Annotated in this window: 24 protein-coding genes; 19 read left to right on the top strand and 5 right to left on the bottom strand. The window is 33.8% G+C overall.

The window, feature by feature from the left end:
* The first annotated feature begins 12 nt into the window (after positions 1–12).
* The 7 genes from BMX53_RS17170 to BMX53_RS17140 all read left to right on the top strand — a co-directional run bounded on the left by BMX53_RS17170 (position 13) and on the right by BMX53_RS17140 (position 8000).
* A complete protein-coding gene (locus tag BMX53_RS17170) occupies positions 13–585 on the top strand; it encodes a Crp/Fnr family transcriptional regulator (RefSeq protein WP_074748012.1) in 573 nt (190 codons plus the stop codon).
* 69 nt (positions 586–654) lie between these two features.
* Complete coding sequence (locus tag BMX53_RS17165) at positions 655–1632, top strand: quinone oxidoreductase family protein (RefSeq protein ID WP_074748010.1); 978 nt, start codon at positions 655–657, stop codon at positions 1630–1632.
* 192 nt (positions 1633–1824) lie between these two features.
* The gene (locus BMX53_RS17160; protein WP_074748007.1) at positions 1825–2517 is read left to right on the top strand and encodes an HAD family hydrolase; all 693 of its coding nucleotides are present in this window, start codon (positions 1825–1827) and stop codon (positions 2515–2517) included.
* A gap of 234 nt (positions 2518–2751) precedes the next feature.
* Positions 2752–6057 (top strand): VWA domain-containing protein, encoded by a 3306-nt coding sequence (locus BMX53_RS17155; protein WP_074748004.1) that lies wholly within the window; start codon positions 2752–2754, stop codon positions 6055–6057.
* Between the two features lie 105 nt (positions 6058–6162).
* Complete coding sequence (locus BMX53_RS17150) at positions 6163–6876, top strand: hypothetical protein (protein WP_074748002.1); 714 nt, start codon at positions 6163–6165, stop codon at positions 6874–6876.
* A 98-nt stretch (positions 6877–6974) separates the two neighbouring features.
* A complete protein-coding gene (locus BMX53_RS17145) occupies positions 6975–7604 on the top strand; it encodes a SatD family protein (RefSeq protein ID WP_074748000.1) in 630 nt (209 codons plus the stop codon).
* Positions 7605–8000: a hypothetical protein gene (locus BMX53_RS17140; RefSeq protein WP_074747997.1), complete on the top strand. Its 396-nt coding sequence runs from the start codon at positions 7605–7607 to the stop codon at positions 7998–8000.
* Positions 8001–8098: 98 nt separating this feature from the next.
* Here the strand turns inward: BMX53_RS17140 and BMX53_RS17135 are convergent, their stop codons facing one another.
* Positions 8099–9277 carry a TlpA disulfide reductase family protein gene (locus tag BMX53_RS17135; RefSeq protein WP_074747994.1) on the bottom strand — a complete coding sequence of 393 codons (1179 nt, stop codon included), beginning with the start codon at positions 9275–9277 and terminating at the stop codon, positions 8099–8101.
* Between the two features lie 31 nt (positions 9278–9308).
* Positions 9309–10640 carry a leucine-rich repeat domain-containing protein gene (locus BMX53_RS17130; RefSeq protein WP_143061446.1) on the bottom strand — a complete coding sequence of 444 codons (1332 nt, stop codon included), beginning with the start codon at positions 10638–10640 and terminating at the stop codon, positions 9309–9311.
* Positions 10641–10807: 167 nt separating this feature from the next.
* On the opposite strand from BMX53_RS17130, the gene BMX53_RS17125 reads away from it, so the two are divergent.
* The 9 genes from BMX53_RS17125 (at position 10808) to BMX53_RS17080 (ending at position 20629) form a co-directional block, all read left to right on the top strand.
* Positions 10808–12745 carry a DUF262 domain-containing protein gene (locus tag BMX53_RS17125; RefSeq protein WP_074747988.1) on the top strand — a complete coding sequence of 646 codons (1938 nt, stop codon included), beginning with the start codon at positions 10808–10810 and terminating at the stop codon, positions 12743–12745.
* 384 nt (positions 12746–13129) lie between these two features.
* Positions 13130–14062, top strand: coding sequence for a hypothetical protein (locus BMX53_RS17120; protein WP_074747985.1), 933 nt, complete (start codon positions 13130–13132; stop codon positions 14060–14062).
* Positions 14063–14337: 275 nt separating this feature from the next.
* Positions 14338–14595 carry a helix-turn-helix transcriptional regulator gene (locus tag BMX53_RS17115; RefSeq protein WP_038985764.1) on the top strand — a complete coding sequence of 86 codons (258 nt, stop codon included), beginning with the start codon at positions 14338–14340 and terminating at the stop codon, positions 14593–14595.
* Between the two features lie 2 nt (positions 14596–14597).
* A complete protein-coding gene (locus BMX53_RS17110; protein ID WP_074747982.1) occupies positions 14598–15857 on the top strand; it encodes a type II toxin-antitoxin system HipA family toxin in 1260 nt (419 codons plus the stop codon).
* 98 nt (positions 15858–15955) lie between these two features.
* Positions 15956–16564 carry a hypothetical protein gene (locus tag BMX53_RS17105; RefSeq protein WP_074747979.1) on the top strand — a complete coding sequence of 203 codons (609 nt, stop codon included), beginning with the start codon at positions 15956–15958 and terminating at the stop codon, positions 16562–16564.
* Complete coding sequence (locus BMX53_RS17100; protein WP_074747976.1) at positions 16561–17682, top strand: aminotransferase class I/II-fold pyridoxal phosphate-dependent enzyme; 1122 nt, start codon at positions 16561–16563, stop codon at positions 17680–17682. Before BMX53_RS17105 ends, BMX53_RS17100 begins: the two co-directional genes overlap by 4 nt.
* A complete protein-coding gene (gene bioD, locus BMX53_RS17095; RefSeq protein ID WP_074747973.1) occupies positions 17669–18256 on the top strand; it encodes a dethiobiotin synthase in 588 nt (195 codons plus the stop codon). Before BMX53_RS17100 ends, bioD begins: the two co-directional genes overlap by 14 nt.
* Before the next feature lie 138 nt (positions 18257–18394).
* On the top strand, positions 18395–19675 hold the full coding sequence (bioA, locus tag BMX53_RS17090) for an adenosylmethionine--8-amino-7-oxononanoate transaminase (protein WP_074747970.1): 1281 nt from the start codon (positions 18395–18397) through the stop codon (positions 19673–19675).
* 450 nt (positions 19676–20125) lie between these two features.
* Positions 20126–20629, top strand: coding sequence for an acetyl-CoA carboxylase (locus BMX53_RS17080; protein WP_074747964.1), 504 nt, complete (start codon positions 20126–20128; stop codon positions 20627–20629).
* A 99-nt stretch (positions 20630–20728) separates the two neighbouring features.
* On the opposite strand, the gene eptA is transcribed toward BMX53_RS17080, so the two are convergent.
* A complete protein-coding gene (gene eptA / locus BMX53_RS17075; protein WP_074748056.1) occupies positions 20729–22255 on the bottom strand; it encodes a phosphoethanolamine--lipid A transferase EptA in 1527 nt (508 codons plus the stop codon).
* Entirely contained in the window at positions 22242–23069 is an 828-nt protein-coding gene (locus BMX53_RS17070) for a phosphatase PAP2 family protein (protein ID WP_038985704.1), read from the bottom strand. The genes eptA and BMX53_RS17070 overlap by 14 nt, the downstream gene beginning before the upstream one ends.
* Positions 23070–23435: 366 nt before the next feature.
* On the opposite strand from BMX53_RS17070, the gene BMX53_RS19155 reads away from it, so the two are divergent.
* The 3 genes from BMX53_RS19155 to BMX53_RS17060 all read left to right on the top strand — a co-directional run bounded on the left by BMX53_RS19155 (position 23436) and on the right by BMX53_RS17060 (position 25272).
* A complete protein-coding gene (locus tag BMX53_RS19155) occupies positions 23436–23606 on the top strand; it encodes a hypothetical protein (RefSeq protein WP_164071956.1) in 171 nt (56 codons plus the stop codon).
* 6 nt (positions 23607–23612) lie between these two features.
* Positions 23613–24452, top strand: coding sequence for a helix-turn-helix domain-containing protein (locus BMX53_RS17065; RefSeq protein ID WP_074747961.1), 840 nt, complete (start codon positions 23613–23615; stop codon positions 24450–24452).
* A gap of 73 nt (positions 24453–24525) precedes the next feature.
* Positions 24526–25272, top strand: a complete 747-nt coding sequence (locus BMX53_RS17060) for an MBL fold metallo-hydrolase (RefSeq protein ID WP_038985700.1) — start codon at positions 24526–24528, stop codon at positions 25270–25272.
* 112 nt (positions 25273–25384) lie between these two features.
* Here BMX53_RS17060 and BMX53_RS17055 read toward each other — a convergent pair whose 3' ends face one another.
* On the bottom strand, positions 25385–26284 hold the full coding sequence (locus tag BMX53_RS17055; protein WP_074747958.1) for a DUF4299 family protein: 900 nt from the start codon (positions 26282–26284) through the stop codon (positions 25385–25387).
* Positions 26285–26926: the final 642 nt, after the last annotated feature.

The raw sequence follows: 26926 nt of genomic DNA, 5'->3' as shown, positions 1-26926 counted from the left end.
AATACGCATTTTATGTTTGAGAAAATAGATAGAGAGTCATTAATTAGTCAAGAGTTTATTAATGCGTATAAGCCTTATTTTAGACAGGAGACTTATGCCGCTAAGAAAGTATTGTTAGCAGAAGGAGAGGTGGCGCATAAGGTATTTTGGGTTGAGAAAGGAGCTATGCGTGTGTGGCTGAATAAGGATGGACAGGAAGTAACGTTCCAGTTTTTCTTAGAGAATAGTATGGTGTCTTCTATCGAGAGTTTCTGGAAAGCAGTGCCAAGCAAGTTTACTTTAGAAACAATAGAACCTACTGAGGTTTGGGTAGCAGATAAAGAGGATATCGGACCGCTATTAGAAGAGTCTTTAGCGATACCTGCTTATAGAGATTTGTTTATCGATGTGATCTTCCAACGTACGTTTGACTATGTGAATCACAGTCTTTCTTTTGTACAATCTACTCCTGAGCAGCGTTATCTAAAACTGTATGAGACTCGCCCTGAACTCATCAAACGCATTCCTCAACACTACATCGCCTCGTATATTGGGGTGTCTAAGGTTCACTTGAGCCGTATTAAAAGTAAGCTTGTAAAGGGCTAATTTGATAACAAATGTTATCGTATAAGGGTAAGTGTCTGCTGTAATTTTACATCATTAAAAATGTAAGATATGAAAGCAGTTATCGTAAAAGAAAAAGGACAAACTCCTGTATATACAACCGATTTTAAAGAGGTAGAGATTAACTCACCAGAGCAAGTACTAATGCGCGTGAAGGCAGCATCTATTAAAAACTTGGATAGAGCTATAGCAAGTAGTAAACATTACTCAGTAAGCAGTAAGCCATTTGCCCCTTTTGTGATAGGAACAGATGGAGTAGGAGCGCTTGAGAATGGAACGATGGTGTATGGTTTTGGGCTGAGTGGTATGTTGTCGGAATATGCTGTGGTCAATAAAGATCAGGTAGTACCACTGCCTAAAGGTATTGATCTAGCATTGGCTTCGGCACTTCCTAATGCACTTATGGGATCGGTAATAGCGATGCTTTTAAGAGCTAAACTCCAAAAAGGTGAAGTAGTATTAATCAATGGAGCTACTGGTGTGACAGGACAAGTGGCTGTGCAACTGGCTAAGCATTATGGGGCAAGTAAAGTAATCGTGACAGGACGTAATACACAAGCATTATCGCATCTTAAAACGTTAGGTGCTGATGAGGTTATTGTACTTAATGGAAATCAAACTGAACTAATCCAAGTATTTAAAGAGATACATGAACAAACTCCCATTGATGTTGTGATAGATTACCTATGGGGAGATAGCGCATCGGCTATTTTAACTGCATTAAAAGGGAAGGGAACCTATCAGCATAGAACTCGCTTTGTCAATGTAGGAGCGATGTCTGGAGATCTAATGGAACTGTCTTCTTCTATTCTAAGAGGAACAGATATTATGCTACTGGGTTCCGGTATTGGCAGTTGGACAGAAGAGGAGACTGTGCGATTCTTTAAAGTATTGTTACCTGAAGCGTTTGATTTGGCTGTGAAGGGTAAGCTTCGTTTAGATACTGTGAGTTATAATTGGCAAGAGATTAGCGAGGTGTGGGATATACCTTTAGATAGCGGACAGCGATTAGTGATTGTGATGGAGTAGAGGGCCGAGTGTAAAGAAAATGTCCGGTGGACATTTTTAACGATGGAGCCAGGAGGCGGGCGGGCGAGGGCTTTATAAGATGAATGAAAGGGAAAAGGAATAAGGAAGGTATTATGTGTAATAGTAGAAGACAAAAGTCTTTTTACCATTTCAACATTACCTCTATATTTGACTTTCTAATAAAGAAATAATATGAGTAAAGATATACGAGTAATAGCGTTTGATGCGGATGACACCCTATGGAATAATGAGATTTATTACCAAGAGACAGAACACGCTTTTTGTGAGTTGTTAAGTGATTACTTACCTAAGAAGGAAGTGTCTAAAGCATTATTTGCAACTGAGATGAGAAACCTAGATAGATATGGTTTTGGAGCAAAGAGCTTTTTGTTGAGTTTATTAGAGACTGGAGCACAGATTACAGGTTCTAATATGAATGATGTATTGATGCGTCATATACTTGATTTAGGACACAATCTGATCGATAAACCTATTACGTTACTTGATGGAGTAGAAGATACCTTAAATAAGCTAAATGGTGATTATATATTAGTATTAGCTACTAAAGGCGACTTGTTAGATCAGGAGCGCAAGCTAAAGAATTCTAATCTATCATCGTTCTTTAATCATGTAGAGGTGATGAGCGATAAACAGATTAAGGATTACAATAGTTTATTAGGGAAGCTTTCTTGTTCTGCAGAAGAGTTCTTAATGGTAGGTAATTCAGTGAAGTCAGATATTATCCCAGTTCTTGAGTTAGGAGGTTCTGCGCTACACGTTCCTTTTCACGTGACTTGGGCACATGAGGTGGTAGAGGAAGAGTTAACTTATGATAAGTATCGAAAACTAGAGAATATAAGAGGGGTATTGGATTACTTGAAATAGGTGTTTTTCCTCAAAACAGCATTGAACCAATGTTAGAACAAAATGAAGTTATCAAAAGCTTTGTGATTGAACAAATGAGTAAGAATAGCAAAGAGGAGCACTATCTTTAGTTATGTAAAAAGCGTTGGTGAAATGGGGGAATTAATTGATTTATTAGTAAATACATAATAAATATCATCTTTATCTGTTATTTATTGTGTAATTTTAATAGATAATTGCACAAACCAAACGCTTATGAAAAAGATTGTTTATTTGTTTTTATTATTGCTGTGTAGCTTTAATATGTTCGCTGCATCTCGCATTATCACAGGGGTAGTGACAGAATCGGGAATACCTTTACCAGGAGTGACTGTTGTGGAGAAAGGAACCCTGAATGGTACACAGACGGACTTAGATGGAAAGTATAGAATCACTATAGATGATAGTAAACCAGTGGTTTTAGTCTTTTCTTATATAGGGATGAAAGAAGAGGAAGTACGTGTTGGTGCGAGGAATGTCTATAATGTAGTACTTAAAGCTGATGATGTACAACTGGATGAAGTTGTAGTTACTGGATATGCTACTGCAAAGATGATAAACTATGGTGGAGAAGCTCCAGTTGCTTATAGATCATCTAGTTATAGAGAATTACAGGGGAATGTAGCTGGTCTAAAAATTCAAGCAAGTAATAGTAAACCTGAAGGCTCAACAGAGACTTGGAAGAAATCTACACTTAAAGACAACTCTATGCGTTTAGAGATTGGGGATAATGAGTTCTTACCTCTAGAAGATGCTCAGATTGCTATGCAGGTGGATGGTAACCGCATTAGAGTACTTATTGATGCTTATTTTTATAACGACAAGAGAAGTGGACTTGAGGGGACTTTTAAGTTAAAGTTGCCTGTTGATGCTTCGCCTTATTACTTCGCTTTTGGCGGAACTACTATGTTTGACAAAGATGCTAAGGGAAAAAACGCTACGCCGTTAGCAAAACTTCACGATTATACGAAAGATAACTTTGACCTATCTAGTGTAGGTATTCAAAAACGTGAAGATCAAAAGTCTATTAAACAAGCTAGAATAACAGAGAAAGAAACTGCTGCAGATGCGTATTTTAGTACGATTAATCGCAAGGTAGACCCTGCGCTTATGGAGTGGAGTGGAGCAGATATGTTTAGTTGTAGAGTATTCCCGTTAGAAGCCAATCAATTGCACCATATCGTAGTAGGGTATGATGTAGATATGGTAGAGGGAGTGGACTTTAGAGAGTTTGTATTGAGCCTTCCTGAGGTAAAGAACAAGCTTCGTCTAGATATGGCTGTGGCTGATACTCCTCAGTATGTTATCAATCCTGTAAAAGATGCTATAGTAGAGAAGAACAATCAGAAACAATACTTAACATACTTTAATCCTAAGGTTAAAGAAATCAATGTAAAACTAAATAATGCTAATCCACTAGCTCTAATACAAGCAGGCGATGCAAATAATTATATAGCAGGAAGTATGCGTATTAGTCTGCCTCGTGAAGTTGATCCTTCTATTTCTAAAGATGCTGTCTTTATGTTAGATACTTCACTGAGTTCTAATCCTGTGTTATTTGGGGTATGGGTAAACCTTGTTAATGAGATATTAGCTAAGAATGAAACAGTGATAGAGCGCTTTGCTATTTTAGGCTTTAATGTAGGTACTAGTTGGTATCAAAAGCAGTATGTAAACAATAATGCTAAGAATAGAGAACAGGCTTTAAATTATTTAAATACACTAGCTTTAGAAGGAGCTACGGATTTAGGCAAAGCCTTAAAAGAAGCATCATATCCACAATGGATGAATCAATCGAGTAATAAGAGTATTTTCTTGTTAAGTGACGGAGATTTAAACTGGGGAGAGAGCAATAGAAACTTGCTAGTAAATTATATCCATAAAGGTGATAAAATATATACTTATAAGACAGGACTTTCGGGTACTAATACAGAGTTGTTAGATTACTTAAGTACAGTTACTGGTGCTAGTTCATTTACGGCAAATAGTGAGGCACAACTTATAGAGAGTGCAAAGGCTCTTCGTTATAAAACATGGAAAGTAGATAGCGTTTTTGGAGAGACAGTTAAAGATATTTTATTATCAGGTGGTGTGACTCAGTTATACGATGGGCAGATCATCCAATTAGCTGCTCGTGGTAGTCTTGATAAACCTATTCATATTAAAGCGTCTTCGGGAACTGCGACCAAAGTAATAGAGTTTAATCCTGATGTGAAAGTGAGTTCTGATCTAGCTTCTCGTATCTATGGTAAGATTGCACTTAATCAATTAGATCTAATAGGAGAGCAGTTAAAGTCTGCTATTGTGGATTACTCTATTTACTATAGTGTAGTGAGTAATTATACTTCATTTTTGATGTTAGAGACTCAGGCAGAGTATGATAATTATAAAGTAAAAAGCTTTGATACAGCAGAGAAATTTGTAAAAGAGTTTACTGTTGCAGAGCTTCTAAAAGAGTTTCTTTCAGCAGATCCAATGACTGCTAAAAAAGCTTTTGAAAAATGGCTGGTGTTATTGCGTAAACAAGAAATATTAGCTAGTAATGACGATATCTTAGATAACTTTATCAAGGAGATGTCTGATAAAGACTTTGTGATTACTCCTTCATCAGATGTTTTTAAGGTATGGGATAAGAAGAATCAAACCAAAGAAGAAATAGACTTGCTGAATAATGAAGAAATGACGTTTGACGCACTGCAACTATTAGCCGCGAAACGAGCTAAGAGTCAGTCTGAAGCAGATGCTCTTAAACTTCTTAGTTCGATTATCGAAAACAATGGAAGTGATGTGAATGTACTAAGAGATTTATTGACAAGTACAATGAACATGAACAGTGGATATGATACTTACTATCTAGGTCAGAAGATACTGGATACTCGTGTTTATGATCGATTAGTTTACTTTAATATGGCAAGAGCTTTAGAACAAAACAATTCTAAGCTTGCTGCAATATTCTATTATATCAGTGCATCTAAGAGTTTTAGAGTAGATACCTATGGAAGTATTTTGGCTATTAATGGATTGTTTGCCAATGCGTTTATAGAGAAACAAAATAATAATAAAGGTAGTTGGTCTGTAAAGGAGAAGATGTTTATGCAACAATTAGAAACGCAGGTTAAGAAAGACTATGCTTCTTACTATGATGCGAATTATAACAGTGACTTAGTAGTGCTTACCTATTGGAATATCGATAGTACAGATATTGATTTGCATGTAAAAGAGGCTTCTAATGAAGAGTGTTATTATGGAAATAAAAACACGAAATTAGGAGGAAGACTTTCGCATGACGTAACAAGAGGTTTTGGGCCTGAAATGTATGTACTACCTAAAGCGAAGGAAGGGAAGTATGAGATTTCATTAAAGTACTTCGCCGAGAGCGGTATGAAGACTAAATCAGCTGCTAAGGCATATATTGAAGTCTATAAGTACTTCGGGACTCCTAAGCAAGAAGTAGTCAAAAAGACTGTGGTACTGAAAGAAAGAAAGAGTAAAGAGGTTATAGAGACTGTAATTTTTAAATAATTATAAATAGAGAGCTATTGATGAGGTAGCTCTTTTTTTGTTTTAAAAAAGCTGTAATACTGGGGGCTTATTAGTAGATTTGGGCTGTAGTAAAAAGAAATATCGATGAGAACAATAACATTTGTAGATAGTGCCTATCCAAAACCTCATGGACTTGAAGAGTTCGTATGGTCAGGGAGATTAGACGAATCAGGAAAATTGTGGTTTGACCTTCATTTAAAGTCAAATGGCTATTATAAAAGTGAAGGAGAAGATTATTTAGATGATGATGACCAGGATGATGATGATGATGAATACACAAGTATGGTTCAGTGGCAATCTGCTATTGTATGGGATAATTACCATCAGTGTATCTTATCCTCTACGTATTGGTCAGATGAGGGAGGTATTTTACTCTCAGATGGAGATGAATCATTTAGTTTTAGTTCTTTAGTGAATAAAGAATTTGTACTTAATCCTCTTCCTTTATCAGATGAGATGATGGAGAGTGACTTTGCTTTTGGAATCTATCTATTAGGACATGATTTGTCTGCTAATCACAGAATAACATTTACTGCGCTAGACAATGGATTATATGACATCAAGTGGGATGGTACAGTCGCTTTAACCTATGGTGGATTTGATGAGTTTATACACGAATTTAAGGCTCATATCCAAGATGCAAAGTTTGATGGATTCTATTTTCCTAAGTCATGGAGTATAGAAGAGGCTACACTTCACCTTAAAAAGGTACTTAGTGATTTTGATCAATATGATTTTGTTGATATCAATCCTAAAAGCAATAAACGAGAGTATAAGCTGATACCTAGTGTTCTTTAAGAAGAATAAGATTATATTAGTATGATTTAGTTTATTTCATTTAAAGTGAAATAAATTAGTTTATTTCATTATTTTTGACATAATAAATAAATAAGACAATGCAACATTATATCTTAATGGCAGATGTGATAGGTAGTAGAACTACAGATCAGGTCATATTAATGAAAGAATTTAAATCTTGTGTAGATTATATTAATAACAAATATAAATCAAGTCTATTATCTCCTCTTACCATTACATTAGGAGATGAATTTCAAGGTGTCATCAAGGATGCAAATACAGCAGTAGAGATTATTATATCAATAGAGGAATATATTATTTCTAAATCTATTAATATGAAATTGCGTTATGTGTTACATTATGGAGGTATAGATACAGAGATAAATTCAGAAATTGCCTATGAGATGCTTGGTGAAGGACTAACTGAGGCTAGGAGTAGGTTAATGAATATGAAAAATGATAGTCATCGATTTGAAGTTGATATAAAGAATGAGAAATTAAATAACCTACTAAGTAATTCTTTTATCGTATATCAAGATTTGATAGATGGTTGGAATATTAAACGAGATGGAGAACTTATTTCACTTTTTATAAAAAAGCGAGATTATAAAATAGTGGCTGATTTAGTTGCTAAGACAAGGTCACAAATTTGGAAGCGTGAACGTGGATTAAAAATGACGTCTTATTACGCAATTAAAAGTATACTGATAAATTTAACTATATTTTAGATGGTTTGGAAGTTTTTAATAATCGTTTTGTTGGAAGTTCTTGTTGCTCTGTTTTTTACTGTTATTTCTATAAAGTATAAAACAGAAAATCACAGTGATTGGAAGAAAATATTTGCTGCCTTAAAATGGAATAAGATAGATAAAATGTCTGTTTTTAAAGGAGGATGTGAACGGATATTCATCTCATTTAGTTTGTTATATGGGTTTCCTCATGTACTTACATTGTTTGGGGCACTGAAGTTAGGAACAAGGCTAAAGCGTGCCGATGATGAGAAAACTGCAGAAGGAAGAAAAAGAGAAAGTGCTTATAACGATTATTTCTTATTAGGGAACTTTTTATCTGTAGGACTATCTATAGTTTACTATGTTTTATTAAAACAATATGTTATTAATTGATTTTATCAATACTGTATTTTAAAACGTAATAAACGAGAGTATAAGCTAATGCTAAAATAATATGAAATAAGAGCTACTGATGAGGTAGCTCTTTTGTGTTATTGTTGTAGTGTAGTGAAGTAGTTTGTGACAAAGTTTTTTAACTCGTCACCTCTAAGATTTTTAGCTACAATTATTCCTCGTTTATTTACTAAATAGTTGACAGGTACACTTGTCACCGTAAAGACTCTACTTAGAATACCAGGAACAGACATATCTTGATATGTACTAGCCCAAGTGATATTGAATCTTTTCGCAAGCTCTTGTGAAGATTGATCCGTCATTCGATCTACATTAAAACTAACAGGTGCAAAGCCTTTATCTTTGTATTGGTTATATAGAATAGCAATGTCTTTGTTCGCTTGTATACAAGGGGCACACCAGCTCGCCCAAAACTCAAGTAAGGTCAATTCATTTTTGTATATAATCGGATAGAAATCAAAAGGTATATCTCCATTTTGTCTCACTGTAAAGTCAGGGATAATGGATCTTGTGTAGAATATATTATCTAAATGCCAAGGCCATCCATACGCTGATTTTAGAAATTTATAATTAGCCTTATTTACCTCAAATTCCTCTAGCATATCCTCTTCTGAGAAATCATAATCTAACTTTAGCATTGTGGACTGTTTTAATAAGAATGGACCTAGAGGGGTGTGTAAATGCTCTCTAATCAGGGCTGTATAGTAGTCCGTAAACTCCTTTCTTTTTTGAATTATGTTGTTGCGTTCTGTCCACAATTCTTGTTCAGAATGCAAACGGTGCATAAAGTAATGTTGAAAATCATCTTCTAGAGTTCTTATACTCCATGAGCGTTTTTGCAAATCCCGTTTTAACTCATCTAGTTTAGCGTTAATAGGCGTCTGATTAGAATCATAAAGTTGCTGTTCTTTATTGATATTTAGATTACCCGCTTCTCCTATAAAAGGGAATTGCATATACTCTATGGTATCATTGATAAGCAGAGTAAACTCCGCTAGCTGAACAGACTTAAAAGGGTTGTCTATCTTTAGTGGATTTCCATTAAAAGGACCAGAAGCTATGACCTTTAAGCTATTTGATATAGAATCATACGCTTTGATTCTATATCCATTAGATTTTCCTATTTCTGATGAAGTGATAGAGAGTTCATTATTTGTTTGTGCTATACAAACACTAGACAGCACCATCAGTAGTATAGTTATTACTTTTCTTAACTGGTAGTAAGTTATCGTAAAAGATTTTTTGGTAGTAGTCATAGGTAGGGTCTAATTAAATAGTAATGTTTTATTATTGATATTGAATTTCATCATCTTTATCTTGGACAATTTGAACTCTATTTTTGATATTAGCATCAATAGTAAGGATAGTCTTAAAAGTATTTGCTATATTAATCTGTTTTAAATTGTCATTCTTAGTAACATCAATGGTTTGGCTAGTTGCATAGTCCGATTTATCTCCTTTTTGATTACTAAAATCAAGTTTGGTTAGTTGATTTCCAGATAGATATATGTGCTTCAGTTCATTATTGTCGTCTAAGATGAGTTCTTGTAGTTGATTGTCATAAAGAAGCAGACTTTTTAATTGCTTAAGATTAGAAACATCTAAGGTTTTTAGCATATTTCTAGAAAGATAAAGATCTGTCAGTTTATCTAAATGCTCGAGTTTAATCTCTCTGATTTTATTACCCATTAAATCAATTGACATTAGATTGGGATGGTCAAATAGTGTTATTTCTTTCAAGTTGTTATTAGATAATTCTAGGAATGCTATAGCTTTATTGTTCTTTAGATCAATAGAACTTATTTGGTTACCGCCTAATCGCAGTTCTTTGAGATTTTTTAGCACAGAGACATTGATAATAGACAGTTGATTTTTCTGTAGGTATAGATCTACTAGCTTTGGATTATTATTAAGGTCGATATTCTTTAAGTTATTATCTTCACAATATAGTTTTTCAAGTTTAGGGTTTTTGCTTAGGTCTATCTCTTTTATTTTTAAACCTGTTATATTCAATGTTTGTAAATCAGGAAAGTTACTCCAATTGATAGGGTTGCTTATTCTATTGACTCCAAGACTCACTTCTTGTAGTTTAGTACAGTTGTCAATATATACCTTCTCTAGGTTATTGTTGTTCGCGTTTAAGTTTGTTAGGCTAGTTAGTTTACGAAGGTCTAATTTTTTAAGGTAATTAGATGCCACTACAAGATGAATGATATTATTAGAACCCTCAATATTTAGTGTTTCTATATTGTTATTAGATAGATTTACTTTTTCTAATTTATTTAGTTTAGAGGCGTCTATATGCTTTATAGAAGTAAAAGACACATATAGTTGTTCAAGTTTTTTGTAATTAGATACATCTAAACTATCTATATTAATATTTATAAAGATAAGTTTATCTATATTGGGAATTTTGTTTAGATCTTCTGCAAAATCATCATTGGTTATTGTAACCATTGTAATTTTTGATACTTCAGTTTCGTCTAAAATACCGTCTTTGTTGAGGTCATAAGAGTCTATTAATCTCTGTTCAAGTATTTTATCTTTAAAAACAACTTGTTGAGCAAAGGAAGCTGTAGAACAAGTAAATAAGGTTAATAATAGTAGGTTTCTTAGCATAGTCATATTTTTGTATAAAAATACTAAAAAGGATGATAAGTAATTGATTTTTAGAGTTTATATACAGAGGGTGAAAAGATTGTAAATGTTAACTTCTTTCTCATTGTTAGTCCATCTTCTTGATATTACCTACTTTTGCACCCCTTAATTAGCTAAGTCCAATTACTATGAACATTATCACTTTCGAAGAAGTATTTAGAGATAAAGTCTTTCGTATCCCTGATTATCAGAGAGGGTACTCATGGACCAAGAAAGAGCTTGAGGAGTTGTGGGGAGATCTAAACAATACCCATCACAACCGCAATGCCTTTCACTTTACAGGTATTTTGACAGTGACAGACTTCAGCAAGTTTGATACTGAGTGTATCAGACGAGAAGGGTTTATGGTAAGAGCAGGTAAGCTAGTTATTCAGGGCAATAGCTATGATGGGTTTAATATCGTAGATGGACAACAACGTCTGACTACTATTCTAATCTTACTATCCGAATTAGTTATGGCGCTAGAGGATAGCCCACTTAAGCAACGCCTTACAGAGCAATACTTTAAGATTAAGGAAGCAGATGGATATCGTTATATCTTCGGTTATCACGTAGATGTACCTTCACATAATTATTTGATTAGGGAGATCTTTAATGATACCGAATACGATGCTGAAGAAACAGAAACGCTATACACACATAACCTGTCTTTTGCTAAAGACTTCTTTAGTGAGCGAATTAAAGACTTTACACAAGCCGAATTATCTTTCTGGATAGATAAGCTTACTAAGCACTTATTGTTCTCTATATTGAACTTAAATGAGTCTAAAGAGCGTCCTTTAGATGTATCGATGGTATTCGAAACACTAAACTTTAGAGGAAAGCAATTGTCAAGTTTAGAACGCCTTAAGAATAGGGTGTTGTACATCGTTTCTAAACAGTTATCTGTAGCCAGTACAATAGATCGCAGTCGCAAGAAGGTAAATCAGAGCTGGTTAGAGGTATATAAATGGTTAGGGCGTAACCCTACGCAAGCTATGGATGATGACGCTTTCCTAAAGGCATTTTGGCTGTTGTATTTCTCTCGTTCTAAGATGGTTTCTACAGACTTTAAGTCTTATCAGAAGCATTTGTTTACCACTGATTTTCAATTAGACCAGCAGCACACTGAAGGGGTGAACTATGCCGACTATAGCGAGCTGACTCAGTGGTTAGAGAGCATGCGTAAGGCTGTAGCCTTGTGGTATTTTATCAATAACCCGTATGCAGTTGATACAGATGATGATTTTGTCTATATCACTACACCTTTGATTCAGAAGTCATTACTGCGTTTAACCAATTTCCCTAGAGGATATGGCAAGTATATGCTTAACCTTGTATTGGCGGTATTAATGCGTGATTTACCTGTTAAGGAAGATCACGGATTGTCTGAACTAGAATTAAAAGAACGCCTTAGCAGTATAGAGCGCCTGCTCTTTGCGATGGAGCGTCATAATATTATGTGCTTTTTATTACAAGGGAATAACTCTACACTTAACGTAGAGGACACCTTTAGAGATATCAACTTTTACTACCAACGTGGTCGTGCTCATAACAATGAGTATTTGATCAATGTATTGATGGAAAGTAGGGTAGAACACTTCCGTTGGAAAGAAGTAATTCGCCATATTCACAAAGGAAGTAGGTTCAAGACTTGGGCAGGACTTGATTATTTCCTAAAGACCATAGAAGAAGATATGGGTGGGCTATTAGAACAGACTGAACCTAAAGTGTATCTAGTATATCCAGAGGAAGATGACTATGAAGTGAGAAGTATGTATAAGGATATTAATACCATGCAAAAGGTTAATCGTGATCGTTATAGTCACTCAATAGGAAATATGTTCTTGGCTTATAACCGCTATGAAGCAAACTCTTTCGAAAAGGTGCAACACAAAGTGCAGAATGCTATTAAGCATGAATATCGTGTAAGTAAGCTAGAGTTAGACCTTTTAGAGTACCCTATATGGACTAAGGAAAATATAGAATCTAGAGGACGTAAGATGATGGAGATGTTCATAGAACGTTGGGAACTCCCAATGATACAAGATACAGAGATGAAGAGGTTGTTACTGGATGAAGTTTAGTTTAATGAGGAATGTTTTTTGTTAACGGTTAACGGTGGACGGTTTACAGTTTTTGCCTTCGGCATTATGTAGACACGGTACGTCAGAGTAGAGATGGATTATATCCATGTCACACAAACAACATCCACAATCCATGCCTACAACGAAGTGTTACTGTATGGACGTGTAAGATGAGATATTTCCTGTTATCAGGATGACAATTTTTGCGAACAAAACCACAAAATCCTTTAATCCTAATTCAGACAATTAAGGAAAGAGGCGCAAAGTCAGGAGACTATTGCGCAGCGTTAAATAGGCAACTGATTACTACCCCTAAACAACAAAAAACCAAAATTGTATAAACTCTAAGCCGAATTGTTCAAGTATTTTTGTGCCATATAAAAGATGAAAGTGATGAAAGTGATGAAAGTGACACAAGATACAATCAAATACTACCTATTAGTTTTTCTATTTATCCTATCTATGGTCACAGTGGCGATGTTCTTTAATGACCCAGAGATAGTGCTACCAGAGGTAGCAGCCTTAGCTATAGGATTATGGGTATTCCAAGAGAAAGCATGGCTTAGACAGCCTCGTATGATATTTATACTACCATCTTTAACAGCATTAATGGGCTTTGGACTTAATATGTTAGCCTTACCTTACGTGGTTAAGATTGTGCTTATACTAATGTTGATGTTATTGCTAATGCGCGTGATCAATTATAGTTTGCCACCAGCACTAGCCACAGGGTTCCTACCCATAGTAACTAATGCTCATGCCTGGTCATTTATCTATGCTATTTTAGTAACTACTTTTATACTGATGTTAGTGGTTTACATCTTAAAGCTTAATAAAGATATTGACTCTAAAGGAAAAGTAAATACTAAGATGATGTATCCCTATGCATTGATTAGTGTATTGTGGATTGCTATAGCTTATTATTCAGGTAATCAACAGATGGCTGTGATACCACCTATCGCTGTAGTGCTATATGAATCGCTAAATATGAAGATGTATTCATTAAAGATAGCCTTAAAGCAAGTAGCTATTCTAACGGTAGCCATTAGTATAGGGGTGATACTGTATTATTTTATAGCACATTGGCTGGTTATGGCTACTTTGTTTATGATCATCATGTATGTATTATCTCAGTTGTTTCAGATGAAAATACCAGCAGTATATGCCTTTCCTTTCTTGGTATATGTATTCCCAGCAGAGAAGGTAGTGAGTTTACCTATTGCTACTCTTGTCGTGGCGAGTTTTTCTTTTGGATCAGTATATATTTATAGAACTTATCTTCAATCAAAACTGGTAGCGCAACCTGTTGAAAAATAATTGATTAAGAATGTAATATTTTAAACTACAAAGCGTTAGTATAGATAAAATATTACTCTAGATAAGAATAGATAAGGGGTAAACCTTTTTTAAAATATACCTGTCTTGATAGACATAACAAAAAAGAAGTCGTTGCAACAGTAAAGTTTTAATTTAAGCGACATCTTGATTATTTTAGCACCAGAGCTACCTTCCTGAGGTAGCTCTTTTTTTGTATATTATATTATTCATTTGTTATTTTTTTATGTATATTTGAATAATATAATATACATATTATGTTTGATGTACTAACTATAAAAGAAGTAAAAATTACTATCGGAGGATGGTGTAAACAGTTGCGTAAAGAGGCTAATATGTCACAACAAGAATTGGCTGATGAACTTGCAATGTCTAGAATTACAATCTCTAATTTAGAGAATGGGGATAACTGTACCCTAGATACATTATTAAAAGTACTTCAATATTATGATCAAATGCAGGGACTATATCAGTTCATTAACCAAAAGAGTGAAGTAACGGACTCATTATATTAACTATGGCAAAGAATCAAATTATTAGTGTTTATTATCAATCAATAGAAGTTGGTAAATTAGGGTATGATGAGGATAAGAGAAAAGCCTCTTTTCAATACAATCCAAAGTTTGTAGAAGCCTCATTTAAAAATCTATTTCCTTTTCTGATAAGAAAGACTAAGAATGTTCAGTTATTTGATCAATACTCAGGAGAAACTTTTCGTGGATTACCTCCTGTAATAGCTGATTCTTTACCTGATATGTTTGGTAATATTGTTTTTAAAGAGTGGTTAGAAGCTAATAATAAAGAGATGTCTTCTATATCTCCATTAGAACAACTTACTTATGTTGGTTGTAGGGGAATGGGAGCCTTAGAATATATACCAGTTAAAGAGGTTGGAAATGTTACTATAATAGATATTCAAGAAATAACGGATGTTGTAAAGAAAGTAATGGATTTAAAGACTTCTATAAGCGAAAAAGGGTTAAGTGATTCTGCATTACTGAATATTTTTAAGATAGGAACTTCAGCAGGGGGCGCGCGCCCTAAGATACTTGTTGCAGAACATAAAATTACAGGTGAATTGATACCAGGAGATAGAGTTGTATCTGAAGAGTATCATCATTATCTTATTAAGTTAGATATTGATGAAAAAGCTCATTATTCAAAACAGAAGATAGAGTATGTATATTATCAAATAGCTACTAATATTGGAATTGAAATGATGCCTAGTAAGTTAGTTGATGATAAGCATTTCGCAACTCATCGTTTTGATAGACAAAAAGGAGAAAAACAACATGTTTTAACAGCTTCAGGTATGACTGGTTGGGATTTTACAAAACCAGATAATTCTTCTTATAATAATTTGTTTAAGTTAGCTTTAGCTTTAAAGTTACCACATAAGGATATACAGATGCTTTTTAAACGTATGGTTTTTAATATTGTATTTGCTAATATAGATGACCATTTAAAGAACTTTAGTTTTATTTATAACAATCTAGAGGATAAATGGAATTTAGCTCCAGCATATGATTTAACTTATCCGTTAGATGCTTTATTAAATTATACCCGTGTAAGTAGAGCAATGTCTGTTAATGGTAAACGTGCTGATATTACTCGAGAGGATTTAATGCTTATTGCAGAGGAGTTTTCTATAAAGGAAGCAGACAAAACTATTGAACAAGTAAATAATGCAACAGCATTATTCTCTTTATATAGTACTAAACTACAGATTCCAAATAAAGTTATAGATGTGATAAACAAAGCATTTATCATCTTATAAGCCTATTTATTTGCTACCGGACTAGCAGTTATCTTTAAAGTGGTATCCGGTTAGTCTACTGAGTCCCTATAGTTTTGTGGTCATAAATAAACACAAACATGGAACAACTATTAAACACTATTGTACAGAGTGACCAGTTACATAGTAAATGGCTAAATGCTCTGTCATTTATGGAAAATACAGGAGCTAGAAAAATATCATCATGTGAGGATCCTTATAGAGTAACTTTTCTCCAACTCAAACATGCTGCAGAAGAGCATAGACATGCGTACTATCTAAAAAAGCAGATAAAAAAACTATCTGTTGCTTTTAAAGAAGACTACAGCATAGATAGTTTACTAGCGGCTAATCACACTAGACAATATCTACAGCGATTAGATATCTTTTGTGTTAGATACCTTAAAAAAGAACTGCAGTTAACAGGTCAGCAGCTTAAGTTCGCAGCGTATTTATTAGTTACTTATGCCATAGAGCTAAGAGCAGATTTGTTATATCCTATTTATCAAGAGATACTAGAGAAACACAATTCTAAAGTGATGGTTAAATCTATTATTGTAGAAGAACAAGGGCACTTAGAAGAAATGGTTGCTCAGTTAAATGTGTTTTCTGATAAGTGGCAGCAATATGCAGAGGTCGTAATCCGATATGAACAGGAGTTAAGTGATGAATGGTTATCAGCTATTTTAAACGAAATTAAAGAGCAATGATAAAACTGCCAGAGTCATTGCAGTATCGCTTAAATAAGCGAATAATTCAAGGTAATTACCGAACCTTAAAACATTATAGTTCTTGCGCAGTAGACTTTATTTCTAATGATTATCTTGGTTTTAGTAGAGATTTAGTATTTCAAAAAGAGCTACTTCATACAGTAGTAGCTAATCCCAAGCTTCTAACAGGGAGTACTGGATCAAGGTTAATAAGTGGCAATAGTGAGCTTATAGAAGATATTGAAACAAATATTGCAAGCTTACATAAAGTAGAGGCAGCTCTTTTGTTTGGATCAGGATATCAAGCTAATCTAGCACTTTTTGGCAATTTACCTACTTCTAAGGATACAGTTATTGTAGATGAACTTATACATAGATCGGTACACGATGGCTGTTTACTTTCAAAGGCGAGAAAGTGGAAATTTAAACACAACAATTTACAAGATTTAGAACGACTACTAAAAAAAGCTTCAGGAGAGGTTTATATAGCCATAGAGAGCCTTTATTCAATGGATGGTGACTTAGCACCATTAGAACAAATTTGTGTCTTAGCAAGAAGATATGGCGCTTTTTTGATTGTAGATGAAGCTCATGCCATTGGAGTTTATGGACTAGGTAGGGTGTATAGTTTAGCATTACAAGACCAAGTTTTTGCTACACTTGTTACCTACGGCAAGGCAATGGGAGTACATGGAGCAGCAGTATTGGCTAGCCATAAGGTTATAAATAGCTTGATTAATTATGCTACTTCTTTTATTTATAGTACAGCTATCACTGAGCTAATGGCTGTAAGTATAGATAAAGCCTACCAGCATTTGTTTAACTACCCAGATGTGATAGATAAACTACAGTTTGTTATCTCAACTTATCACTCTTTAGCTCCTGTGTGGATAAGAACTACTCCAGGACCTATACAAACTATTTTTCTAAGTAACATAAAAGACAAGGTTTGCTTGGTTAGCGAATTAGAAACAGCAAATATCAACACTTGTATTATTGTCTGGCCCACTGTAGCAGTAGGCACAGAACGTATTCGTATTTGTTTACACGCTTTTAATACCCAAAAGGACATTATCTCATTGTTTAACATTATCAATAAACACTATGAATCCAATTAAACTCTTTATAACTGGGATAGATACTGAAATAGGTAAAACTGTTGTATCTGCCTATTTCACTCATAAACTAAACGCAGATTATTGGAAACCAATACAATCAGGGGATCTACATCATTCAGATAGTATGAAGGTAAAAGCTTTAGTTGAAAATGCAATCATACATCCTGAGCGTTATGCCCTTCAAATACCAGCCTCTCCTTGTGAATCAGCGGCTAAAGAAGGAGTATCAATCAGGTTAGAAGATTTCGTTTTACCAAATACCAATAATAATTTGGTAGTAGAAGGAGCAGGCGGGCTATTTGTTCCTATAAATTCTAATACATATATGATAGATTTAATTGTTCATTTTCAATTACCTGTGGTTTTAGTGACTAGAAATTATTTGGGATGTATTAACCATACAATGCTTTCTATAGAGGCCTTAAGAACTAGGGGTGTTGTGATAGATTACTTAGTTTTTAATGGAGAATTTAATCCTTACTCATTAGAAGCTATTAAAGGCTTTGCTGATCAGAGAACACAGATTATTACTCTGCCTGATTTTGATAAGATTAGTAAAGGGATGTTTGATTAAGTAGAGAGTTAAGAATGAGGAATGAGGAATGAAGAATGGTTGACTGTTTACTGTTTATGGTTGCTGTCACAGATTGCAAATCCGCGCTATTGAGCAGTTTACAAAACAACAAAACAACAAAATAACAAAACAAAAAACATGAAAACACTACAACAAGATTTAATAGCTAGAGATTATAATGTGAATTGGCATCCTTATACTCAAATGAAAACGGCTCGAGATATTATTCCTATTGTTAGGGCGCAAGGTAGTTATATATACGACGCCAATGATAAGAGGTATATAGATACTGTGTCCTCATGGTGGGTGACCCTACATGGGCATGCTCATCCCTATATAGCTAAGAAACTAAGTGATCAGTTACTAAATCTAGAGCAAGTAATTTTTGCAGGATTTACCCACCAGCCTGCTATAGAGTTATCCGAGCGTCTTTTAGAGTTATTACCAGAGAATCAGACCAAGTCTTTTTATTCTGATAATGGTTCTACAGCTATTGAAGTTGCTCTTAAGATGGCAATACAAGCTAATTTTAATAAAGCGGGTAAAAAGAAGAAAATTATAGCTTTTAAAAATGGATATCACGGTGATACTTTTGGAGCCATGTCTGTTAGCGGTAGAGGGATATGGACAGATCCTTTTGGAGATATGTTATTTGAAGTGTTATTTATAGATACACCTACTTTAGATAATATAGAAGAGTTAAAGTTGTTTATAGATACTCACGCCAAAGAAACCATCTGTTTTATATATGAGCCTTTAGTTCAAGGAGCAGCAGGAATGCTTATGCATCAACCAGAGCCCTTATCTGAGTTGATGAAGTATTGTAAGGAAAGAGAAATTTTATTAATTCAAGATGAGATATTTGTAGGCTTTGGAAGAACAGGTAGAATGTTTGCTGCAAATCATTTAAGTGAATCACCAGATATAATGTGTTTTTCTAAAGGATTAACAGGTGGGACATTACCTTTAGGTATGACTACTTGTACAGAGCAGATCTACAATGCATTTTATTCAGAGGATAAAACAAAAGCATTATTTCACGGACATTCCTTTACAGCTAGTCCTCTAGCATGTACAGCGGCGCTAGCAAGCTTAGACTTATTGTTAGAGGAAAAGACACAAGAAAGTATAAAACGAATACAAGACAAGCATCATGGTTTTATTGAGCAATTATCTAAACATCCTAAGGTATTGGACGCTCGTCAATGTGGGACTATTTTTGCTATGGAATGGAAGACACTTCAGAGTACTTCTTACTTTAGTGATATGCATGATTTGTTATATCCTTTTTTCTTAGAAAGAGGAGTACTTATGCGTCCTTTAGGTAATATTATTTATCTAGTACCCCCTTATTGTATTTCAGATCAAGATTTAGATTATATATACTCTTGCATATTAGAAGCTTTAGAACTTATTTAAAAAGGGATTTTTAGGGATATTTTTCACCTATTTTCAGTCCTTTTTGGGCTAAAAATAAAGACAAAACTTTAAGTTTTCCTTCACACTTACTTTGATACATTTGCACCGCTTTTAGCGCGATTATTTGATGAGTTAATTTTTTTGGCATTATTCTTGTTTACCCCAGTCTACTTTTTTTAATTTATAGAAGAGAGGTTATGGTAAAAAGTATGTTGTTAATGGGTTTCTCTATTATGAGTTTATTAGTATTTGCAGGAAATTATAGTTCTGTAAACTACGCTACTTGTACTGGTTCATCAAGTTGTAAAGCATGTAAGAATTGCAAGTATTGTAAACATTGCTCACAAAAGGGAAATAGTTGTGGGGTTTGCCGATAAGCAATCTTGAAGCATGTGGATTAAAAGCGATAAACCAAGTAATATTTAGGTTGAGGTATTTTTAAATAGGACAATGAAACAAATGATTCTGTTGTTTACAAGTATGACGTTATTGTTATACGCTTGTAAAGAAAGTGCCGGGTCACACGGTTTTACCATTTATGGTGAGAGTGACTATTATAAAGACGGAGTGTACTGTGCTGAGGTAAAGTATGAGAACCCTTTTACAAAAAGCAGTAGTACATACCAAGTAAGTGTTGAGGTAAAAAGCGGTAGCTTAGTGCATATTAATTGGCCTAATGATGGTTGGTTAGACAAGGTGAATTTTACTGCTCAAAACATTACAGATGGAGAGTGTAACTTTAAGAGTGAGAGAGGGTATATCTATACTGTAACACTGGGTGCAAAAGGAGGAGATTGTTATGATGATAGTTATGAGCTTCAGCAAAGAGTAAATGAAGATACCGCTGAATTAACCTGCCCTGATTGTGGTGAGATGAAAAAGGTTAAAGAAAAGTACTGCTTATATTGCAGCAATGGATTAGTATTAGAGGATAAGTGGGATAGATATATGTAAGAGATTATCTTTCAAAATAGATTAGTAGATGAGTAAAGACCAGTACTACCTTATGGTAATACTGGTTTTTTTGTTTTGTAAAGCATAAACATAATCCCACTACTTTTCTAAGAAGATATTCATCTGCTCATTATAGATAGAGCTATCTACACTTAAGAAGTTCATCACACTGTGAAATACGTGTTGTTGAGATAAGTTATTATTGGGTTTTAATTTTTTAGAATTATCAGAAACCCATACTATAAACGGGATTTCGTATTGTTCTTTTGGTGCTATACTCATAGGTAAGCCATGCATATACAAGTTTTTTTCTCCTAAAGACTCCCCGTGATCTGATACAAATAGCATTGTACTTTTATACTGTTTTAGCTCCTTTAAATCTTCTATTACACGAGATAAGATATAATCAGTATAGACTATCGTATTATCATAGGCATTGACAAGCTCGGTCTGTGAACAGTTAGCTAGTTCTACACTATTACAAACAGGTGTGAAAGTCTCAAATTCCTTGGGATACTTTTTGTTGTACTGCGGACCATGACTAGTACTTGTGTGTAGTACTATAAAGATCTTGTCCTTGGTACTGCTTAAGATTTCTTGTTTTAATCCAGCTAATAGAACCTGGTCATAATCGCCAGTTTGATCTTCGGTAATCTGTTTTAAAGCCTCTTTATTTTTATAATTCTCTATATGTACAGGAGGTTCTCCCCAATTGGTTGTTCTCCAGATAACATCTACGCCATTTCTGTATAAATAGTTAGGAAGGATTTCGTATAAATCGTTTGATTCCTGATGTTCTAAAATACATTTAACTCCAGCCGTGGTATAAGTAGCACAAGAAGTAGCATCAAAGTGATATAGATTATCCATTTTAGAAAGCAGTGGATTGGTTTGTTTTTCATATCCATATAAAGAGAAGTTTTGTCTTCTAGCAGACTCCCCAATAACCAATACAACGATTGCTTTTTGTTTGTTTTTTATTGTAGCATCTGAAAGTAAGATTTCTTTCTTATTCTTCTGTGCATTGTGGATGTAATATAAAGAGGTATTTACCGAGTAAGACCACGGCATGGCTAATCCTCCTAATTGTTTAGAATGCTTATCTATCCATAACCAATTAGAGGCATTGGCAAAAGCTAGTAGTAACATAGCTGTTAAGACAATCCCCATAGTGGAGAAAAAGCGTTTTATAGACTCTTTGATAAGTGTTGTTCTATAAATGTATATACACGGTAGTACACCTAGTAAAAGCACATATAAAACAAGTTTGAAAGAGAAAAAGCCACTTGATTCTTCAAAGTTTGTATTAAATACATTACCAATCATACTCTCATCTATAATCACACTATAAGTATTAGCAAAGTAAAGGGCTATTGCATTGATTATAAAAGATAGGATTAAGAGTGTTTTTCCTAAGTATTTTGAAATAGATAAAAACAGGTAAAAAGCAAAGAAATTAGCCAGTATCATTAGAATAATCAAACTAATGATTAAGAATCCTCCATTTAAGCTAGTAGCCTTAGTGTTATCAAAGACGAAATTAAAGAAAGGTAAATGAAAGAATACAAAATTAACAACACTCATTATAAGAGCGAAGTGACTAGTCTTTAAACTACTTTTTAAGATATGTAGCATATGATTTATATAAAGTAATAAACAAGCTTATTAGCGCCATATAATAGATAAATAGATTTTCTATTCTAATTCTATTAATAACAATAATACAAGCGATAATCATTAAAACGATAAAAATAGGATAATATTTTTTATTATAAATCCAATTCCATAATTGATACTTTTTAGTCACAAAGGTTCCTAATAACCCACAGATATAGCCTATTATACAACCTACAATTACATCTAAAGGATAATGAGCACCAACACCAACTCTAGTAAAGGCAAACAGTAATCCTAGAAGGGTTACAAAAACAAAGAAGGCTACCTTGTGTTTTATTTTATATGGCATAAAGGCAAACATCAGCACAGTAAGTATTGTAAATACAGTAATAGAGTGGCCTGAGGGAAAACTATTGGATCCCGCTAATCTTTCGCCTATAATATTAAAAGTATTAGAACTCAGTGCAGCTGCTGGTCTTGGAATGGCAAAAAACTCCTTCATTATTACAGTGAATATCAAAGAGAAGATAGAAGCTGTAATTAGTGATTCCCAAATCTTAGGAGCATAGATAACAAAGATGCTTAAAAATGATAAGAAAATCATAGCATCTCCAAATTGTGTAAGATTAAATAATATGTGGGGATAATTCCTTACAGAGGAGTTCATAAACAAAAAAGTATCTTTTTGCACCGCTATATATCCATTGGTAGATAAGCAGTCCACGCTATATAGCCCACAAGCTATAATAATTAGCAAAACAATAGGTAAGAAGAACAGTAGTAATCTTAATCTTGAGTAATTAGTAAGGATAATCTTGTTCATAGCATATCCATAATTTAGTGTTGTGTTTTTATTTAATGTCTTATATAGCGCGTTTATAACACGTGTACTATACGCATATAAAAGTATACCTATTTAACGTTTGTTGTGTTACATTATTGTAAAGTATTTGTTTATAAATTCAAATAAAGTAATTAAATTAATAGAATAGATGTTTATTTAGATTAATTATTTCAAAAGCGTTAGTATAAACTTAAAAACCACTTCGGTTGGTTCTGTATGTTGTGAACTAACAGGTAATGTGAATTGCAATAGGCAATGGGTAATAAGGATTAGGAGTTTAGAGTAAATACTTAAGTAAGTTTATTTTTGTTTAATTTTATAAATGTAAATCAATGGTCAATTAATATGAAGATAGCAGGATGGATAGTTATTGTAATAGCTGTGGTATTTTTAGCAATGTCAATAGGAGGATTAAATGGTAATTTGCCAGAAGAAATGTTTGTGTTTGTTGCCTTATTAGGTATTATAGCAGGTGCTTATTTGATTTATAGAAAGTCAAATAGATCTGAAGAGTAAGTAATTATGCAAGTAGAGTATTTCTCCCCTAGAGTAGAGTTAAAGAGTGTTATCAGTCGTTTTTGGGCTGGTAAGGTATACTGTGCTAATACAGCAGATAATTCTTACTATCGCATATTAGCTTCAGGTAGTACAGGGATAGTGATTCAACTCTTTCAGAATCAATCCCAACTCTTTAATAGTACAGATTATCGTAAACTGCCTTTGGCATTTATCTATGGTCAAAAGACAGATTCTCCTTGTTTGAACCACTTTTCAACTGACACGACTGTACTAGGAGTGGATTTTCACCCAATGGCATTTAAGCGAATTTTTGGGGTAAATACAACAGAATTAACCAATACTATAGCTAGCTTAGAAGACCTTTTGCCAGAATCTATTTGTAGAAGATTGTTTCAAAGCGAAAACCTTCAAGAGGCTATAGTAGTGTTAGAACAATATTTCTTGACTAAATTAGGTTTAGCACCTGATACTGCGAAACTAGAGTATGCTTTGCATCAGATTCAAAAAGCTCCATTCTTACTAAATACTAATCTATTAGCGGGTGAAATAGGAATGTCTAGACGTAGTTTTCAACGTCATTTTAAAGAGCAAATAGGAGTAGATGCGAGTACTTATAGTCGTATTGTTCGATTTCAAAAGGCACTTCACAGCCTAAAATGTGTAAGTAATATTTCGCTTACCCAGTTAGCCTATGACCTAGGATATGCTGATCAATCACACTTCGGTAGAGAGTTTAAACTCTTTGTGGGGCAAAGCCCTAAGCAATTTGTTAAACAGTCTAGTTATTTAGATACCCCAACTATAGATATTCAGATTCCCTTTAGAATTATTGGTGTCGAGTGATTTTGGCGTTATAGTTCTATTTTTTAAGTTAAAGGAGCCTGTATTTTGTCAGACGATATAATTAAAGAATATTATGCATAAAATACACCATTTAAACTGTGTGGAGATATTAGCTCCTACAGGGGATAGAGCTATTGGGAACTGTACTGTTTTACAACTAAAAGATAAACTTATTCTACTAGATGCAGGTATAGGCCTACAGGACAATACTATAGAGACTTCTCGATTTACACCTAGTTTAATACAAGCCATAGGGTTAAAACTTGATCCTAATTTAGCAGCTATAAATCAGTTCAAAAACAAAGGACTCGATCCTAATTGTGTTACTGATATAGTGGTCACTCATCTTGACTGCGATCACATCTCAGGACTTACTGACTTTCCTAAGGCAAGAGTACATTTAAGCCAAGAAGAGTATCAAAACTATTTGTCTGATAATCCTAGATATATTAGGACATTGATCTCACATGATCCTACGCTGATACAGTATCAGCCAAGTACTTCTATATGGAATGGATTAGAGGTTAGAAAAGTAGCTATAGAAGGTGTGGAAATTTACCTAACACCTCTTTTTGGGCATACTTTAGGTCATTGTGGAGTGATTTATTACGCAGACGCACAATGGTGGTTTTATATTGGTGATGCCTATTACATCAGAGAAGAGCTGAGTAATGCGCTTCATCCTGTACATGAACTTACTACTGCTAGAGCTGATGATAATACACTTCGATTAGAATCACTTAAGCGTATTAAACAATTTATAAGTGATTACCCAGAGGTAAATGTGTATGGATATCACGATTATAGTGAGTTCCTTTAAGAAAAATAAGTTTGAGTATTAACTTACCTTATTAAGAATATCTTTTACCGAAATGTATAAAAACATTAGTTCCTAATTATAAAGTTAAGACTAATGTTTTTATATGGTAATACTATTCAAGTAAACGCTCTAAAAAGTTCTTAGAAGGATTTCTAAGTATCCAGTGCTTCTGATCATACTCTTCTAAGTTCAAGTCCTTTATTTTCTCTAAAAACGTATTATATGGTATGTAATCTATAGTAGGTTCAGCATTATCAGGAAAACGAACAATACCTAGGTTCCATATATTAGGTTCTATTCCGTCTGGTAAACCCGATGTAATTGGAGGTACAAATGCCTGTTTAGCAACAATACTATCTACTGTTTCTGTCAAGGTATAAGCCCCTAGTATATCCTGATTTTTTTGATAGAAAGTAGGTTTCATATAATACAGATCTTCACTTTGTTTAAGGTGAAGATAAGAAGAGAAAATAGCTTCTAGATTCTCTGGAGTTTCTTTACTCCATTGTTCTAGTATGCTAGCAGGAATGTATATCGGATTATTGACACCAAAGACAATAAAAAGAAGTCCATTCTCATGTAATTCTTTTACCTGATTACTTAGATAATCTATATTCCATGCAGCTGTTTCTTGTCTTTGTGATTCTAAGTCATTTACTTTTATTTGTCTTTCTTCATACATGGTAAAAGAGTCTACTTTAAAATGCGTACACGCCTTTTGTACAAAGTCAAAGAAATCATTTACATCTTGATTTGTAGTCGGTACGTTTAAAGAAGTGCATAATTCTTTTCCCTTTGTGTAAATGATAAAACCTCTACCATAGTGATTAGGATTCTGTACGACAATGTTTACATTATCAATGTCTTCGCTTTTTAATTCGTAGAAGACATATGCAGAGTTGCTATCTCTTTCTCCTAAAACCATCTGATCTCTTAGAAGAGATTTGATCATGTCTAAGGTAATTTTCTTTTTGAAAAGACCTTTTTGTTTTATTGCAATATCTATTGCCATATATAGCTTTCTTTTTTATCAAATATACTAAGAATTAACAATATACATTGGCCGAATACAGAGAGTAAATTGATCTGTCTCTGAATCTGAGATTATAGAATTTGTGTTTATTTAGATGAGTAGTTGTCTTTAATTATCAATATTCTGTATCTACTGCATGTTAATGTAGAAACGGTTTATCAACCGTATCACGCACACAACATCCACAATCAATGTCACGTACAATCGACACACAGGATGTACACAATGCCGAAGACACCCCTGTTCCCTGTTCCCTGACGAAGGCACTCCGTTCTTCGTCCCCTTTCCCAGAAAGACAAAATTTTAAATTGAATTATATATGATGATATTTGTTTTTTGTTGCGTTATGTTTTGATTGTTTTGATTTTTTTGATTTTTTTATTTATATGTTTAAAAATACACATAATGTAATGAGTTGTATTTACTTATTATGTAAAATTAACAATATTAAGTGTTGTTGGTGTTGTGTTTTTTATAAATAATCCTCTTTTTTATGATGCTGTATCATTGATGTTACAGGTTGCACTATTGGTGTAAGTTTATTTTTGTCTTACTTTTAGATAGAATTACGGATTTGATGTTATGTGCTTTATTTATTGAATTTAAAAGGGTTGTAATGGT

The organism is Myroides marinus (assembly GCF_900109075.1).
Classification (GTDB): Bacteria; Bacteroidota; Bacteroidia; order Flavobacteriales; family Flavobacteriaceae; genus Flavobacterium; species Flavobacterium marinum_A.
Note: the sequence above shows the minus strand (reverse complement) of the source record. Positions and strands in the feature narration are given on the sequence as shown.

What these genes read in the sequence shown, in the direction of transcription:
- BMX53_RS17170 (WP_074748012.1), top strand. Translation starts at nt 13, where the DNA reads ATGTTTGAGAAAATAGATAGAGAGTCATTAATTAGTCAAGAGTTTATT.
- BMX53_RS17165 (WP_074748010.1), top strand. Translation starts at nt 655, where the DNA reads ATGAAAGCAGTTATCGTAAAAGAAAAAGGACAAACTCCTGTATATACA.
- BMX53_RS17160 (WP_074748007.1), top strand. Translation starts at nt 1,825, where the DNA reads ATGAGTAAAGATATACGAGTAATAGCGTTTGATGCGGATGACACCCTA.
- BMX53_RS17155 (WP_074748004.1), top strand. Translation starts at nt 2,752, where the DNA reads ATGAAAAAGATTGTTTATTTGTTTTTATTATTGCTGTGTAGCTTTAAT.
- BMX53_RS17150 (WP_074748002.1), top strand. Translation starts at nt 6,163, where the DNA reads ATGAGAACAATAACATTTGTAGATAGTGCCTATCCAAAACCTCATGGA.
- BMX53_RS17145 (WP_074748000.1), top strand. Translation starts at nt 6,975, where the DNA reads ATGCAACATTATATCTTAATGGCAGATGTGATAGGTAGTAGAACTACA.
- BMX53_RS17140 (WP_074747997.1), top strand. Translation starts at nt 7,605, where the DNA reads ATGGTTTGGAAGTTTTTAATAATCGTTTTGTTGGAAGTTCTTGTTGCT.
- BMX53_RS17135 (WP_074747994.1), bottom strand. Translation starts at nt 9,277, where the DNA reads ATGACTACTACCAAAAAATCTTTTACGATAACTTACTACCAGTTAAGA.
- BMX53_RS17130 (WP_143061446.1), bottom strand. Translation starts at nt 10,640, where the DNA reads ATGCTAAGAAACCTACTATTATTAACCTTATTTACTTGTTCTACAGCT.
- BMX53_RS17125 (WP_074747988.1), top strand. Translation starts at nt 10,808, where the DNA reads ATGAACATTATCACTTTCGAAGAAGTATTTAGAGATAAAGTCTTTCGT.
- BMX53_RS17120 (WP_074747985.1), top strand. Translation starts at nt 13,130, where the DNA reads ATGAAAGTGATGAAAGTGATGAAAGTGACACAAGATACAATCAAATAC.
- BMX53_RS17115 (WP_038985764.1), top strand. Translation starts at nt 14,338, where the DNA reads ATGTTTGATGTACTAACTATAAAAGAAGTAAAAATTACTATCGGAGGA.
- BMX53_RS17110 (WP_074747982.1), top strand. Translation starts at nt 14,598, where the DNA reads ATGGCAAAGAATCAAATTATTAGTGTTTATTATCAATCAATAGAAGTT.
- BMX53_RS17105 (WP_074747979.1), top strand. Translation starts at nt 15,956, where the DNA reads ATGGAACAACTATTAAACACTATTGTACAGAGTGACCAGTTACATAGT.
- BMX53_RS17100 (WP_074747976.1), top strand. Translation starts at nt 16,561, where the DNA reads ATGATAAAACTGCCAGAGTCATTGCAGTATCGCTTAAATAAGCGAATA.
- bioD (WP_074747973.1), top strand. Translation starts at nt 17,669, where the DNA reads ATGAATCCAATTAAACTCTTTATAACTGGGATAGATACTGAAATAGGT.
- bioA (WP_074747970.1), top strand. Translation starts at nt 18,395, where the DNA reads ATGAAAACACTACAACAAGATTTAATAGCTAGAGATTATAATGTGAAT.
- BMX53_RS17080 (WP_074747964.1), top strand. Translation starts at nt 20,126, where the DNA reads ATGAAACAAATGATTCTGTTGTTTACAAGTATGACGTTATTGTTATAC.
- BMX53_RS17070 (WP_038985704.1), bottom strand. Translation starts at nt 23,069, where the DNA reads ATGAACAAGATTATCCTTACTAATTACTCAAGATTAAGATTACTACTG.
- BMX53_RS19155 (WP_164071956.1), top strand. Translation starts at nt 23,436, where the DNA reads ATGAAGATAGCAGGATGGATAGTTATTGTAATAGCTGTGGTATTTTTA.
- BMX53_RS17065 (WP_074747961.1), top strand. Translation starts at nt 23,613, where the DNA reads ATGCAAGTAGAGTATTTCTCCCCTAGAGTAGAGTTAAAGAGTGTTATC.
- BMX53_RS17060 (WP_038985700.1), top strand. Translation starts at nt 24,526, where the DNA reads ATGCATAAAATACACCATTTAAACTGTGTGGAGATATTAGCTCCTACA.
- BMX53_RS17055 (WP_074747958.1), bottom strand. Translation starts at nt 26,284, where the DNA reads ATGGCAATAGATATTGCAATAAAACAAAAAGGTCTTTTCAAAAAGAAA.